Source organism: Bordetella genomosp. 5 (genome assembly GCF_002261315.1).
GTDB lineage: Bacteria > Pseudomonadota > Gammaproteobacteria > Burkholderiales > Burkholderiaceae_B > Bordetella.
This window is the reverse complement of the sequence record NZ_NEVP01000001.1, coordinates 828,265-842,179: the sequence shown is the minus strand read 5'-3', so window position 1 is coordinate 842,179 and position 13,915 is coordinate 828,265. Positions and strand designations below refer to the sequence as shown.

Genomic DNA, 13,915 nt, shown 5'->3' with positions numbered 1-13,915 from the left:
GTCAGTAGGTCTCGAGGTGCAGGCGCCCTTCGCGGCGCAGCCGATCGGACAGGCCGGCCCAGTCGTGGCCGGCCTCGCTCGCGATGTCGGCCAGCGCCGCCAGCACGCCCGCCTCCATGCCCTTGAGGCCGCACACGTACACGAAGGTATCGCCCTGCACGAGCAGCCGCAGCACGTCGGCGGCGCGCTCCCGCATCACGTCCTGCACATAGCGGCGCGGCTGGCCCGGTTCGCGCGAGAGCGCCAGATTGATATCGATGAAGTCGCGCGGCAGCTTCATGAGCGGCCCGAAATACGGCAGTTCGCGTTCGGTGCGCGCACCGAAGAACAGCATCAATTCGCCCAGCTGGCCCTCTGCGATACGGCGGCGGCTGTTTTCGGTCATGGCGCGCATGGGCGCCGCGCCGGTGCCGGTGCAGATCATCATCAGATTGGCGCGCGGATGGTTCGGCATCAGGAAGGTGTTGCCGAATGGCCCGATCACGCTGACGCTGTCGCCCTTGGCCAGATCACAAAGATAGTTGGAACAGACACCCTGCACGGCGGCGCCGTCGTGGGTCTCGGTCACGCGCTTCACGGTGATCGAGAGATTGTTGTAGCCCGGACGCTCGCCGTTGCGCGGACTGGCGAGCGAGTACTGGCGCGCATGGTGCGCGCGCCCCTGCGCGTCGGTGCCGGGCGGCAACACACCGATCGACTGCCCTTCGAGCACCGGAAAGGGCGCGGTGCTGGGCGCCGCGGCCCTGGTGCTGCTGCAGGAGCTGTTCCAGTCGCAGGAGATCTTCGGCGACTACGCGCGCCACTGGCACCTGTCGCTGGGCCTGGCCATCATCGCGCTGGTCGCCTGGTTGCCCGATGGTCTCATCGGCCTGGTGCAGCGGCGGACGCCACCGGCCGCCCCGCCCCCGGCCGCCGCCGCGCGGACCAGCGCGGACGACAAGGCGCAGCCGCTGTCCGTTTCCGGAGACTCCCATGCCTGACGCCCTGCTCTCGGCCCATGCCATCACCCGCCGCTTCGGCGGACTGCTCGCGGTGGATGCCGTGTCGCTCACGCTCGCGCGCGGCGCCGTGCACGCGGTGATCGGCACCAACGGCGCGGGCAAGTCCACCCTGATCAATATTCTGTCGGGCGAGCTGGCGCCCACCAGCGGCCGCGTCACGCTGTCCGAGGTGGATGTGAGCGCCTGGCCGCAACCGCGCCGCGCCCGCGCCGGCCTGGGCCGCACCTATCAACGCTCCACGATCTTCCCGACCCTGTCGGTCTACGAGAACTGCCGGCTTGCCGCGCAGGCCCGCCACCAGCGCTTCTGGCATTGGCTGGCCGACGCGCAGGCCTGCACGTCCAGCGCAGAACGCGCGCGCGTCGCGCTGGACCGGACGGGGCTGGCCGGTCAGGCGAACAGCCTGGCGGGCGCGCTGCCCCACGGCCACAAGCGTCAGCTCGAGATCGCCATGTGTCTGGCCGGCGGCCCGACCGTGCTGCTGCTCGACGAGCCCCTCGCCGGCATGGGCCCCGAAGAAACGGAACGCATTCTGGCGCTGCTGGACGAACTGCGGCGCGATCACGCGATCCTGCTGGTCGAGCACGACATGGACGCGGTGTTCCGCGTGGCCGACACGATCACCGTGATGGTCAATGGCAGCACGCTCGCCAGCGGCACGCCCGCCGCCGTCCGCGCCAACGCCGACGTGCAGACCGCCTATCTGGGAGAACACGCATGACCGCCGCGCTGGTGCAGACCCGGGAACTCCATACGCATTACGGCGCGAGCCATGTGCTGCGCGGCGTCGATCTGGAGATCGCGCCCGGCGAGGCCATCGGTCTCATCGGACGTAACGGCATGGGCAAGACCACCCTGATCCGCACGCTGTTGGGTCTGGTGCGTCCGACCCAGGGCAGCGTGCATGTGGACGGGCGCGATTGCACGCGCGCCCAGCCCCACGCGATCGCGCGGCTCGGCATCGCCTATGTGCCCGAGGGCCGCGGCATCTTTCCGAACCTGAGCGTGCGCGAGAACCTCATGGTGGCCGCGCGCCGCGGCCGGGGCGCGCGCGCGGGATGGGACTACGAACGCGTGCTCGCCACGTTTCCGCGCCTGTCCGAGCGGCTGCAGCACGGTGGCCAGCAACTCTCGGGTGGCGAGCAGCAGATGCTGGCCATCGGCCGCGCCCTGATGACCAATCCCGAGCTGCTGGTGCTGGACGAAGCGACGGAAGGCCTCGCGCCGCTGGTGGTGGCCGAGATCTGGCGCATCATCGCGCAGATCCGTGCCACCGGCATCTCGACCCTGATCGTCGACCGGAATTTTCGCGCCGTGCTCGATCACACCGATCGCTGCGTCGTGATGGAAAAAGGCCGGCTGGTCGAAGGCGGCGAGAGTGCCGCGTTCGCCCGCCGGCCCGAGGCGCTGGCGCGCTACCTGGGCGTCTAGGTCGACGCCCGGGATCGCGGTCAGGTCAGAAAGCTGATCGCGACCACCGTGGATGTGATCAGCCCGATGACGACCGGCACGAACAGGCGCCGCACGAGATCGAGCACGGACACGCGCGCAAAGCCGGCCACCGCGATCAGCGAGGACCACGCCACGAGCGTGCCGCCGCCGGTCCAGACTGCTCCCATCTGTCCGATCGCGGCGAGCGTGGCCGCGTCCACGCCCGAGGTCGCGCCCAGCGCGCCGGACAACGCGCCGGTGAGCGGCAGGCCCGAAAAGCCCGAGCCATCGATGCCGGTGATGATGCCGACCAGCAGCACGCCGAAGCCGACGACGAAGGCGTTGTCCGGAATGAAGCCCTGCGAGGCCTGCAGCAGATCGAACAGCAGATTGGGCGCCTGGCCCGGTGCCGCGCCAAGGATATTGGCGGCCTGATCCGGCGCACCCAGAAAGAAGAAGCCGGCGATCGGCAGCACCGAGCCCATGGCCTTGAACGCGAACACGAAACCGTCGGTCACGTGATCCGCCGCGGTGTTGAGGAAGTCGCGCCCGGCGACGCCGGCCGCCGTCGCGGCCACCATCAGCAAGGCCGCCGTACCACCCACGAGCGCGGCCGCCTCGCCGCCGCGCAGCGGCGGCAGATTGGGAAAGAGGCGCGGCGCCACCATCACCAGCACGTTGGCGAGGAAGGCGAGCGGCGTCACGATGGCGAACACGCGTGACCACGCCGTGTCCGGCACCGCGACAGGCCCCGGCCCGTACTCGACCGCTTCGGCCAGGGACTCTTTATCCATCGTGCCTGCCTCTTCGACCGACTCCGGCACCGCCACGGCCTTGCGCTGCCAGGCCGCCAGCAGGCGCTCTGAAGGCGCCACGATCTCGCGCCGCATCGCCAGGTAGGCGAGGGCCAGCGCCAGCAAGCCGGTCACCAGCGACAGCACCAGCGTGCGTTCCGCCACCAGCGCGACGGCCACGTTGGCGGCCTTGGCACTGATCCCCGGCGCCACGCCGATCACGTAGTCGGACGACAGCGCCATGCCCTGCCCGGCGATCGCGATCGCACACGCGGCGCCCAGCGGCGGCAGGCCTGCCGCGATGGCGGCGGGCAGCAGGATCGCGGCCACCAGGGGCACCGCCGGCGTGGGCCAGAAGAACAACGAGATCAGGTAAGTGGCCAGCGCCAGCACCACGAACGCGATGTGGCCGTTGGTCATCACCGCTCGAAACGGCTGCACCATGCGCACATCCGACCCGAGCGTCTTGAGCGAGTTGAGCAGCGCGGTCATGAACGCGATGACCAGAAAGATGTTGAACAGCTCCTTGGCCGCGGTGAAGCTGGCGTTGAACACGGCGGTCACGCCGGCCACCACGCTGCCTCCCGCGAACGCCATGCCCACGAGCATGGTGGCGACCAGCGACGGCACGACGACGTTGGCCCGGAAGATCATCGTGACGACGATGACCAGTACACCGAGCAAATACATCCAGTGCGCCGCGGTAATGACGACTTCCTGATTCATGAACTTCCCCTTGTACGCCGAATGGATCGGCTGTTTGTCGCATCGGACGCCACCCCCGGCTCTGGACGGCGAGGTGCGTGGCGATTCGTATACTATATTCGTTCTAGACAAAAAGTCGCGTGTTCTATGGTTTGTCCAGAAAACCGTGGAACTTCGCATAAGGCATTGTTTTTTATAGACTTATCGGCCGACACGCAGACAAACCCCATGAGCAGGAGTTTCCCGATTGACGAGAGATTGAATACGATATACGTTGAAAACTCCTCGCCACCCCCGCTCCCCGTCCATGACTCCAGGCAGCCAGCACGCCCCTTTGTTCGCGCTCGTGCAGGACACGTTGCGCCGCCGCATCCTGACCGGGCACTACCAGCAGGGCGAGCGGCTCGTCGAAGGCGATATCGCGCTGGAGATGGGGGTTTCACGCATCCCGGTGCGTGAGGCCCTGCGGGCGCTCGCGTCGGCAGGGTTGGTGCGCATCGAACCGCGTCGCGGCGCATCGGTGACGAGCCTGTCGCGCGAGCACGCGCACGACATCGTCGAAGTCCGCGCCACGCTCGAAGCACTCAACGCCCGGCTCGCGGCCGAGCGCCGCGACGCGCCGCAGATGGCGGCGCTCGACAGCGCCATCCGCGCGGGACAGGCGGCCATCGAATGCGGCGACATGCCGGCGCTGCTCGAGCAGAACCGGCGCTTTCACGACCTGCTGGGCGGCGCGAGCAGCAATGCGGTGCTGCAGGACCTGATGCGCTCGCTGCGTGACCGCACCGCGCTGCTGTTCTCGCGCAATCACAGCGCGCGCGCCACCCAGATCTGGCAGGAGCACGCGGGCATCCTCGGTGCCGTGAAGGCGGGCGACCCAGAACTCGCCAGCATGCTGGCATCGCGCCACGTGCATCACGCCGCGCAGTGGTATTTCGAGCGTGGCGCGCCCGCGCGGCGCGCCTAGGTCAGCCGGCGGCGTCCCACGCCGCCAACTCGGCGTCGCTCAGGCCCTCCCGCAGACTCGCGATAAACGCCTTGGCCGCGTCCGGCAACACGCGTCCAGCCAGCGTCTGAACCTCGAAGTGGCGCTCGTTCATCTCGCGATCGCGCAGCGGCACCGCCACCACTTCCTTGCCGCGCAGGCGGTTCCGGGCCGCCAGCTCGCCACAGAAAGCCACGCCGCCGCCCGCCCCCGCGAACGCGACCAGCGCATCCACACTGCGGCTCGAAAACACCGGCTCGCAATGCAGTTGCTGACGGCTGCAGCTGATGTCGATCAGTTGGCGCAGCGTCGACTCCGTGTCGGGCAATGCCAGCGGATAGGCCATCAACTGCGCGAGCGACAGCTCCGGCTGGCGCGCCAGCACGTGATCCGCGGCCACCACCGCGCGCACCGGCGCGGGCATGCGCAGCTCCACCCTCACGTCGCGATGGGAGGTCAGGCTCAGCGTGATGCCGATGTCGGCCGCGCCATCGCGCACCCGCAGCGGCACCTCGCCTTGCGAACAGATATCCAGGGTGAACCGGATGCCGGCATAGCGCTGGCGAAACGTCGCGATCGCGACGGGCACGAAGTCATGCGCGAAACCTTCCGTGCAGACGATGCGCACCAGGCCCTGACGCAGGCCGCGCAGGCTCATGATCTCGCCGGTGATCCGATCGATGTCGTGTTGTGCCCGCTTGGCATGGGCGGCCAGCAGCTCGCCGGCCGCATTGAGCGCCATGCCGCGCGCGCGCCGCTCGAACAACAGGGTGCCGAGCGCGCGCTCGAGCCGGGCGATCTGCCGGCTGACCGCCGACGGCGCCACGTCCAGGCGCTCGGCGGCCGCGCTGACCGAGCCGCAGCGCACCACTTCGAGGAAGTAGCGCATCGCCATTTCTTGCAGGATTTGCGGGTCCATAGGGTTCACCCGAGGTTTGCGGGAAACGCAAAGCACCATTCTAAGCATTCATATTGCTGCAACGCGAGCGTCACGCCTAGCATGTGCGCATCACCGGTGTCACCGCTTTGTCATACCTATGAACGTGTCCTCTTCTTCGCTCTCTCCTGAATGGCTGCAGACGCTGCGCGCGGCCCGGCCCGTACTGTGGACGCGTTCCGACACGCCGTCGGCTCACGCCGCTGCGTTCAGCCTGGCCGATGTGCAGGCGGCCCAGGCACGCTTCACCCGCTACGCCCCCTTGCTGGCTCAGCTGTTTCCCGAACTGACGGCCACGCAGGGCGTCATCGAGTCGCCGCTGCTCGACGCGAGCGCGATGCAGGCGGCGCTCGAGCTGCCGCCCACCGCGGGACGCCTGTGGATCAAGGCCGATCATGTCCTGCCCGTGGCGGGCTCGATCAAGGCACGCGGCGGTATTCACGAGGTGCTCGAGTTCGCGGAACGCCTCGCGCTCGAGCAGGGCTTGATCCAGCCCGGCGACGACTACCGCAAGCTTGCGACGCCCGAGGCCCGTGCGTGCTTCGGCCGCTATCAGGTGGCGGTCGGGTCGACCGGCAACCTCGGACTGTCGATCGGCGTGATCGCGTCGGCGCTAGGCTTTCGCGCCGCGGTGCACATGTCGGCCGATGCCAAGGCCTGGAAAAAGGCGCGGCTGCGCGCGCGTGGCGTCGAAGTCGTCGAGCACGAGGGCGACTATGAAAAAGCGGTGGCCGCGGGCCGCCGCCAGGTGGAGGCCGATCCTCACGGCTACTTCGTCGACGACGAACGCTCGGCGTCGCTGTTTCTGGGTTACGCGGCGGCCGCGCTGTACCTGCGCGACCAGATCGCGCAGGCCGATATCCGCGTGGATGCGGAGCATCCGCTCTTTGTCTACCTGCCCTGCGGCGTGGGCGGCGCGCCGGGCGGCATCGCGTACGGCCTGTCGCTGCTTTATGGCGAACACGTGCACTGCTTCTTCGCCGAGCCCGTGCAATCGCCCTGCTTCCTGCTGCGCATGATGTCCGGTGAAGGCCAGCTGCCCGGCCTGCCGGTACCGCCGTCCGTGTACGACATCGGCTTGAACAATCTCACCGACGCCGACGGCCTCGCCGTGCCGCGGGCGTCGGAGCTGGCCTACACGGCCGTCGGCGGGACGCTCGCGGGCGTCTACACCGTGACGGACGACGCGTTGCACGCCGACCTCGCCCGCCTGCACGACAGCACGGGCCTGCGTATCGAGCCGTCCGCCGCCGCGGGTTTCTCCGGCCCGGGCCTGCTGCTGGGCAGCCCCGCCGGTCAGGCCTGGCTGCAGGCGCGGGGGCTGCAGCCGCACCTGAGCCGCGCCACCCATCTGGCCTGGACCACCGGCGGCCTGTTCGTGCCCGCCGAAGAATATGAGCGATTCCTGAGCCGCGGGCATTCGCTCGTGGCCGGCAACCAGGCGCCGACAGACGCGCCCCCCCTCCACCACCCCCAATGAGTATGACGATGAAAACTGCCTTGATCGCGCTCGGCGCCGCCCTCGCCGGCGCGCTGGCCGCCGCCGCCCCCGCGAGCGCCCAGAACACCTACCCCACGCGCCCCATCACGCTCGTCGTGCCGTTTCCGCCGGGCGGCGCCACCGATGTGCTCGGCCGCGTGGTCGCGCAGAAGCTCGGTCAGGAAATCGGTCAGACCATCGTGGTGGAAAACCGCGCGGGCGCGGGCACGGCCATCGGCGCCGGCTTCGTCGCCAAGGCGGCCCCCGACGGCTACACGCTGCTCATCAGCTCGGGCACCACGTTCACGGTCAACCCCGCCATTCAAAGCAAGCTGCCCTACGACCCGGTGAAGAGCTTCGAGCCCATCGGCATTCTGGGCCGCACCGGCCTGGCCCTGCTGGCCAACCCCAAGGTCCCGGTCAAGAACCTGAAAGAACTGGAAGCCTACGTGAAGGGACGCGGCGCGGATCAACCGGCCTACGGTTCGTTCGGCGCGGGCACCACCGCGCACTTCGTGGGCGAGGCCTACCTCGCGGCGGCCGGCATTAAAATGACGCATGTGCCCTACAAGGGCAGTTCGCCTGCCATGACCGACCTGATCGGCGGCCAGATTCCGTTCTCGGTCGACACCGTGGCGGCCGCGCTGCCGCAGAGCAAACAGGACAAGGTGCGCGTGATCGCCGTGTCCGCGCCCCAGCGTTCGGCCTTCCTGCCCGACGTGCCCACGTTCGCCGAGCAGGGCTATCCCACGGTGAACATGGACACCTGGCTCATGCTGACCGCCCCGCGCGGCCTGCCCGCCGACGTGAAGGCCCGCCTGGAAGGCGCGCTCAAGGCCACCCTGGCATCGCCCGATGTGCGCAAGAGCCTCGAGGCGCAGGGCTTCGAAGCGGCCTACGCCAGCGCGGCCGACGGCGAGGCGCTCATCCAGAAAGAGCTGCCGATCATGCGTGACCTCGCGCAGCGCGCCAATATCAAACTCGATTGAAGGAAGCAGGACATGAGCCTGGACGATTCGCTGGTTTCCCTGACGGCCGTGGAACTGCGGCGCCTGATCGGCGCACGGCAGCTTTCGCCGGTGGAATTGCTCGAGGCGTGCATCGCACGCATCGAAGCCGTCAATCCGTTCATCAATGCCATCACGGCCACCGCGTTCGACCGGGCTCGCGAAGAGGCGCGCGCCGCCGAGCGCGCGGTCATGGCAGGCGAGGCGCTCGGCCTGCTACACGGCTTGCCCATGGGCGTGAAGGACCTCGAGCCCACGGCCGGCCTGCTCACGACCTTCGGCTCGGCGATCTATCGCGATCACGTGCCGACCGAAGACGTGGCGCTGGTGGCGCGCCTGCGCCGCGCGGGCGCCATCGTGGCGGCCAAGACCAACGTGCCCGACATGGGCGCGGGCGCCAACTCGCGCAATACCGTGTGGGGCGCGACCGGCAATCCCTTCAATCCCAACCTCAACGCCGGCGGCTCCTCCGGCGGGTCCGCGGCCGCGCTGGCCAGCGATCTGTTGCCCGTGTGCACGGGTTCGGACACGGGCGGCTCGCTCCGCATTCCGGCGGCGAAGTGCGGCGTGGTGGGATTCCGCCCGTCGCCGGGCGTGGTGCCCAGCGTGCGCAAGCCGCTGGGCTGGACGCCGATCTCGGTGGTCGGCCCGATGGGCCGCACCGTTGCCGACGCGTGCCTGCAGATGGCCGCGAGCGCCGGTCCCGATGCGGGCGATCCGCTCAGCTATCCGCTCGATCCACTGCAGTTTCTGAATCCCGGCACGGCCGACCTGGGCCGTCTGCGCGTGGCCTACACCGAAGACTTCGGCCTGTGCGACGTCGACGACGGCATCCGCGCGACGTTCCGCGCCAAGATCGCGGGCATGCGCCATCTCTTCGCGGCCTGCGATCCGATCGATATCGACTTCGGCGATGCGCACCGGTGCTTCGACATCCTGCGCGCCGAGGCCTTCGTGGCGGGCATGCGCGACGCCTACGAGAAGGATCCGGCCAGCCTCGGCCCGAATCCGCGCGCCAACTTCGAAATGGGCGCGGCCATGAGCCTCATGGACTGCGCCTGGGCGCAGGCCGAGCAGACCCGGCTCATCAAGCGCTTTCAGCGCGTCTACGACGACTACGACCTGATCCTGTCGCCGACCACGCCCGTCTCGCCGTTTCCCTGGACGCAGCTCTACGCCGACACCATCAACGGCAAGCGTCAGGAAAACTACTATCGCTGGCTGGCCCTCACCTACGTCATCACCCTCACCACCCATCCCGCGCTGACGCTGCCTTGCGGCCGCGACCAGAACGGCATGCCGTTCGGGCTGCAGATGGTCGGGCGGTTTCGGGGCGATCGCGAGGTGCTGGCGGCGGCGCAAGGCATGGAACAGGCCTTCGCCGGCATCGAGGGGCTGCAACGCCCGCGCCCCGACATCGGCGCGCTCAAGCCCGCCGACCCCGCGCTCACGTCCATCGTGACGACGCCGCCGGTGCTGAACGCACGCAGCGGCGCGGGCGGCGAGGTGTCGGCCGTCTGACACGGGTCGTATCGCCCGGTCAGACGGGATCGGTGGCCCGCCCCGGCTCGCCCGCGGGCGGGTCGAGGTCCAGCCACACGCGGCGCATCGTGGGATCTTCCGGATCCGCGTCGTTCGTGAAGCCCAGCCGCGTCATCAGCGTGAGCATGGGGCGGTTGGTCGACAGCACCAGGCCGTCGATGTATTCCAGCCCCTGCTCGCGCGCGGCCTCGATCAGCGCCGACATCAATTGCCCGCCGAGCTTGCGGCGTTGCCAGTCGTCACCGATCACGAGCGCGTACTCCGCGCCGCGGCCGTCCGGATTGCGCAGGTAATGGGCGAAACCGATGATCACCTCGCGCGGATGACCGCGATTGGCCGGATTGGGCACCTGCGTGGCGGCCACCAGCGCGAGCTCGCGGTGGTAGTCGACCTGCGTATAGCGCGACACCATCCTGGGAGTGAGCTCGCGCATCATCGACACGAAGCGCATGTAGCGCGAGCGTTCCGACAGGCCGCGAATGAATTCCTGCAGCGGTTCGCCGTCTTCGGGCCGGATCGGCCGGATCACCCACGGCGTGCCGTCGTCGAAGCGGCGCACCTGCACCAGCCGGGCCGGATACGGATGGATGGCCATATGCGGATAGCCGCTCACCTGCGGCGATTCGCAGGCGGGCTCGGCGGTGAGCGTGATCTTCAGTCCGCCCGCGCGCAGCTGGCTCTCGCCGGCGTGCAGCGGATCGATATCGAGCGACTCGATATCGGGTAGCTCCGACACGAGCTCCGATACCTGCACCAGCGCATGCTGCAGGGCGTCGGCCGCGGCGTTGCTCACCTGCGGCGCCAGCACGCGACGCCAGAGGCGGCTGCGTTCGATCATCTGACGCGCCAGATAGCCGTTGAGCGGCGGCAGGTCCATGCCGCGGTCGGCGCTCAGGATTGCGTCGGGGCCACCCGCGCCGAACCGGATCACCGGCCCGAAGTTGGGATCGCGCCGCACGCGGATCGCCATCGGTCGCGATTCGGTCTCGACCGGGCGCACGTCGAGCGGACCGGCGCGCAGCGGCACATAGAACAGATCCAGCAGCGTGCGGCAATCCGCCGGCGACAGCTCGCGCAGGCCCTGCGCGCGCGCCTGCGCGACGATGTCGCGCGCCGCCGCCACGTCGGGCACCAGGCTCGGCGGCTCGGGCGGCTGCGTCTGCAGCAGCAATTGCTGGTTGTAGAAATGCGTGGCCAGCACGCCGAAGGCATCGGCGGCCGACTCGGGCGTGCGGAATGCCGGCGTGCCGGCATCGTCCAGCATGCGGCGCAACGGCCGCATGCCCGCATCGCCCATGAAACAGGTGACCACCGGCTTGCGCGCCTTGGGCGCGATCTGGGCGAGCTGGCGCGCCACGGCCGGCATATCGGCCAGCGCATCGGGCGCGAGCAGCACCAGCACGCCGTCGACCGCGTTGTCGGCCAGCAGGCTGTCGAGCAGCGACTGCATGCGCTCGGGATTCAGCGGCGTGTAGGTGATGACCGGATTGTCGGTGGCGGCGTCCGGCTCGAGCATCGCGGCCAGTTCGCGGCGGGTGGCCGGCGCGAGCTCGGCGCGCATCACCGCGGCATCCGGCCCGATCAGATCGAGCGCCAGTTGCGGCGGGCCGCTGCCGTTGGACAGCAGCGCCACGCGCCGCCCGCGCGGCCGGCGCGCATAGCCGAGCACCTTGACCGCCGAGAACAGCTGCACGAAGTAGCGCACGCGCACCGCGCCGGCGCGGCGCAGCGCGGCATCGAACACCGCGTCGGCGCCATCGTCGTCGGCGCGTCCGGCCTTGAGCACGATCACGGGCTTGACGCTGGCGGCCGCGCGCAGCGCGCTCATGAACTCGCGCGCCGGGCCCACGTCTTCGAGATAAAGCACGATGCTGTCGGTGCGCGGATCACTGGCCAGGAAATCGAGCACCTGCGACAGGCCCACCACGGCCTCGTCGCCCAGCGACACGGCCGTGGAAAATCCGATGTGCACATCTTCGGCCCAGTCCATCACGGCGGCCATGATCGAGCGCGACTGCGCGACCAGCGCGACCCGGCCGGCCCGCGCGAGCGTGGGGTGCTGGCTCAGGTTGAGCCCCGCGTGCGGGCGTTGCGCACCGAACGATCTCGGTCCGAGCAGCTCGCACTGATGTGCCTCGGCCCAGCTGCGGCACAGCGCCTGCGTGCCTCGCGGGTACGGGTCGGGCAGCTCGTGCGGCAACAGGATCAGCGCGCGCGGCGCGAGCGCGCCCAGGCGGCGCAGCGTTTCGGGCAGCACGGCGGGCGACACGCACACCAGCGCCAGGTCGGGCCGTTCGCCCGGCGCCAGGCCGGCGCAGGCTTCGGGCAGCAGCGGCGCCTCGCCGCAGTCGGTGTCGACGAGGGTCGTGCGGGCGCGCAGCGCCGCCGGCAACACCGAGGCGGCCGGCAGGCTGCGGTCGGCCACGATCAGCAAGGATCGCGGCTCGAACATCGGGGCGAGGGCATGGCGCAGCATCGCGGTCTGGACACTCATCTAAAATGGCGTTCATCGTAACAATAACTCGACACGGCGAGCCGGCCACGGCGCGCTATTTTCCAAGGAGCGCGCCGTTCACCGCCGCGCCAAGGTCCGCCTATGACTTCCCAAGCCTCGAAACCCGTACGCACCCGCTTCGCCCCCTCGCCCACCGGCTTCCTGCACCTGGGCGGCGCGCGGACCGCCCTGTTCTCGTGGGCCTTCGCCCGCCACCACAAGGGCGTGTTCGTGCTGCGCATCGAAGACACCGATGTCGAGCGCTCCACCGACGCCGCCGTGCAGGCCATCCTGGACAGCATGGACTGGCTCGGCATGCAGCCCGACGAAGGTCCGTTCTATCAGATGAAGCGCATGGATCGCTACCGCGAAGTCCTGGCCGGCATGCTGGAAGCGGGCACCGTGTACCACTGCTACAGCTCGCCCGAAGAAGTCGAGGCCATGCGCGAAGCCGCGCGCGCCCGTGGCGACAAGCCGCGCTACGACGGCACCTGGCGCCCCGAGCCCGGCAAGACCCTGCCGCCGGTGCCTGCCGACCGCAAGCCCGTGATCCGCTTCAAGAACCCCCAGACCGGCGCCACCAGCTGGGATGACATGGTCAAGGGCACGATCAGCTTCGACAACACCGAGCTCGACGACCTGATCATCGCGCGCCCGGACGGCACGCCCACCTACAACTTCTGCGTGGTCGTCGACGACTGGGACATGGGCATCACCCACGTGCTGCGTGGCGACGATCACGTCAACAACACGCCGCGTCAGATCAACATCCTCAAGGCGCTGGGCGCCGAGCTGCCGCAGTACGGCCACGTGCCCATGATCCTGGGCCCGGATGGCCAGAAGCTGTCCAAGCGCCACGGCGCGGTCAACGTGATGGACTACGACGCCCAGGGCTATCTGCCCGAGGCCATGGTCAATTACCTGGCGCGCCTGGGCTGGAGCCATGGCGACGACGAACTGTTCTCGCGCGAGCAGCTGGTCGAGTGGTTCGACACCGACCACCTCACCAAGTCCGCCTCGCAGTGGGATCCCAAGAAGCTCAACTGGGTCAATGCGCACTACATCAAAGAGATGGACAGCGCCGAACTCGCCCGCCGCGTCGCGCCGCGTGTCGAGCGTCGGGGTGGCAACCCGGCCGCCGCCGACCTGGCCGCCGTGATGGGCCTGCTCAAGGACCGCGCCGAAACGCTCGAGCAGCTGGCCGACGACGCCATGCTGTTCTGCGGCGAATTCGTGCCGGCCAATGCCGAGCTCGCCGCGCAGCACCTCACGCCCGCGGCGCGCGAGGCCCTGGCGGCATTCGCCCAGGCCGCCGCGAGCGCCGACTGGACCCGCGAGGGCGTGTCGGCCCTCATCAAGCAGGTGCTGGCCGAGCGCGGCATCAAGATGCCGCAGCTGGCGATCCCGCTGCGCGTGGCCGTGTTCGGCCGCCCGCAGACGCCGGCCGTCGACGCCGTGCTGGCGTTGCTGGGCAAGGACAAGGTGCTCGAACGCCTGGCCAACCTGCCCGCCTGAGCGCGCGTTGCGGCCACGAAAAAG

General features: G+C 69.4%; 11 protein-coding genes and 1 pseudogene. 8 read left to right on the top strand and 4 right to left on the bottom strand.

Features of this window, described 5'->3' with window-relative positions; all coding sequences use genetic code 11:
* Nucleotide 1: 1 nt before the first annotated feature.
* Nucleotides 2-721 (bottom strand): annotated as a pseudogene (locus CAL25_RS03875) (benzoyl-CoA oxygenase); the annotation flags it as partial.
* Nucleotides 722-725: 4 nt separating this feature from the next.
* Here CAL25_RS03875 and CAL25_RS03870 point away from each other — a divergent pair.
* The 3 genes from CAL25_RS03870 to CAL25_RS03860 are packed head-to-tail and all read left to right on the top strand — an operon-like array spanning nucleotide 726 to nucleotide 2,432.
* Nucleotides 726-980: a hypothetical protein gene (locus CAL25_RS03870; RefSeq protein WP_432759219.1), complete on the top strand. Its 255-nt coding sequence runs from the start codon at nucleotides 726-728 to the stop codon at nucleotides 978-980.
* Entirely contained in the window at nucleotides 973-1,722 is a 750-nt protein-coding gene (locus tag CAL25_RS03865) for an ABC transporter ATP-binding protein (protein ID WP_094798594.1), read from the top strand. Before CAL25_RS03870 ends, CAL25_RS03865 begins: the two co-directional genes overlap by 8 nt.
* Entirely contained in the window at nucleotides 1,719-2,432 is a 714-nt protein-coding gene (locus CAL25_RS03860; protein WP_094798593.1) for an ABC transporter ATP-binding protein, read from the top strand. The genes CAL25_RS03865 and CAL25_RS03860 overlap by 4 nt, the downstream gene beginning before the upstream one ends.
* 20 nt (nucleotides 2,433-2,452) lie before the next feature.
* Here the strand turns inward: CAL25_RS03860 and CAL25_RS03855 are convergent, their stop codons facing one another.
* A complete protein-coding gene (locus CAL25_RS03855) occupies nucleotides 2,453-3,952 on the bottom strand; it encodes a hypothetical protein (RefSeq protein ID WP_094798592.1) in 1,500 nt (499 codons plus the stop codon).
* A 286-nt stretch (nucleotides 3,953-4,238) separates the two neighbouring features.
* Here CAL25_RS03855 and CAL25_RS03850 point away from each other — a divergent pair, with 286 nt between their 5' ends.
* Nucleotides 4,239-4,898, top strand: coding sequence for a GntR family transcriptional regulator (locus tag CAL25_RS03850; RefSeq protein ID WP_094798591.1), 660 nt, complete (start codon nucleotides 4,239-4,241; stop codon nucleotides 4,896-4,898).
* A gap of 1 nt (nucleotide 4,899) precedes the next feature.
* On the opposite strand, the gene CAL25_RS03845 is transcribed toward CAL25_RS03850, so the two are convergent.
* Nucleotides 4,900-5,835 carry a LysR family transcriptional regulator gene (locus CAL25_RS03845; protein WP_094798590.1) on the bottom strand — a complete coding sequence of 312 codons (936 nt, stop codon included), beginning with the start codon at nucleotides 5,833-5,835 and terminating at the stop codon, nucleotides 4,900-4,902.
* Nucleotides 5,836-5,953: 118 nt separating this feature from the next.
* Between CAL25_RS03845 and CAL25_RS03840 the strand changes: the two genes are divergently transcribed.
* From CAL25_RS03840 to CAL25_RS03830, 3 genes are read left to right on the top strand one after another with little or no spacing between them, the layout of a single operon-like run.
* Nucleotides 5,954-7,333 (top strand): D-serine ammonia-lyase, encoded by a 1,380-nt coding sequence (locus CAL25_RS03840; protein ID WP_094798589.1) that lies wholly within the window; start codon nucleotides 5,954-5,956, stop codon nucleotides 7,331-7,333.
* 2 nt (nucleotides 7,334-7,335) lie between these two features.
* Entirely contained in the window at nucleotides 7,336-8,322 is a 987-nt protein-coding gene (locus tag CAL25_RS03835; protein ID WP_094798588.1) for a Bug family tripartite tricarboxylate transporter substrate binding protein, read from the top strand.
* 12 nt (nucleotides 8,323-8,334) lie between these two features.
* The gene (locus tag CAL25_RS03830) at nucleotides 8,335-9,861 is read left to right on the top strand and encodes an amidase (protein WP_094798587.1); all 1,527 of its coding nucleotides are present in this window, start codon (nucleotides 8,335-8,337) and stop codon (nucleotides 9,859-9,861) included.
* A 19-nt stretch (nucleotides 9,862-9,880) separates the two neighbouring features.
* Here the strand turns inward: CAL25_RS03830 and CAL25_RS03825 are convergent, their stop codons facing one another.
* A complete protein-coding gene (locus CAL25_RS03825) occupies nucleotides 9,881-12,358 on the bottom strand; it encodes a GNAT family N-acetyltransferase (RefSeq protein WP_094798586.1) in 2,478 nt (825 codons plus the stop codon).
* A gap of 120 nt (nucleotides 12,359-12,478) precedes the next feature.
* Here CAL25_RS03825 and gltX point away from each other — a divergent pair, with 120 nt between their 5' ends.
* Complete coding sequence (gene gltX / locus CAL25_RS03820) at nucleotides 12,479-13,891, top strand: glutamate--tRNA ligase (protein ID WP_094798585.1); 1,413 nt, start codon at nucleotides 12,479-12,481, stop codon at nucleotides 13,889-13,891.
* Nucleotides 13,892-13,915: the final 24 nt, after the last annotated feature.

Bases quoted from the DNA above. Each gene is read 5' to 3' on its own strand.
- CAL25_RS03865 (WP_094798594.1), top strand. From the start codon at position 973: ATGCCTGACGCCCTGCTCTCGGCCCATGCCATCACCCGCCGCTTCGGC.
- CAL25_RS03860 (WP_094798593.1), top strand. From the start codon at position 1,719: ATGACCGCCGCGCTGGTGCAGACCCGGGAACTCCATACGCATTACGGC.
- CAL25_RS03855 (WP_094798592.1), bottom strand. From the start codon at position 3,952: ATGAATCAGGAAGTCGTCATTACCGCGGCGCACTGGATGTATTTGCTC.
- CAL25_RS03850 (WP_094798591.1), top strand. From the start codon at position 4,239: ATGACTCCAGGCAGCCAGCACGCCCCTTTGTTCGCGCTCGTGCAGGAC.
- CAL25_RS03845 (WP_094798590.1), bottom strand. From the start codon at position 5,835: ATGGACCCGCAAATCCTGCAAGAAATGGCGATGCGCTACTTCCTCGAA.
- CAL25_RS03840 (WP_094798589.1), top strand. From the start codon at position 5,954: ATGAACGTGTCCTCTTCTTCGCTCTCTCCTGAATGGCTGCAGACGCTG.
- CAL25_RS03835 (WP_094798588.1), top strand. From the start codon at position 7,336: ATGACGATGAAAACTGCCTTGATCGCGCTCGGCGCCGCCCTCGCCGGC.
- CAL25_RS03830 (WP_094798587.1), top strand. From the start codon at position 8,335: ATGAGCCTGGACGATTCGCTGGTTTCCCTGACGGCCGTGGAACTGCGG.
- CAL25_RS03825 (WP_094798586.1), bottom strand. From the start codon at position 12,358: ATGCTGCGCCATGCCCTCGCCCCGATGTTCGAGCCGCGATCCTTGCTG.
- gltX (WP_094798585.1), top strand. From the start codon at position 12,479: ATGACTTCCCAAGCCTCGAAACCCGTACGCACCCGCTTCGCCCCCTCG.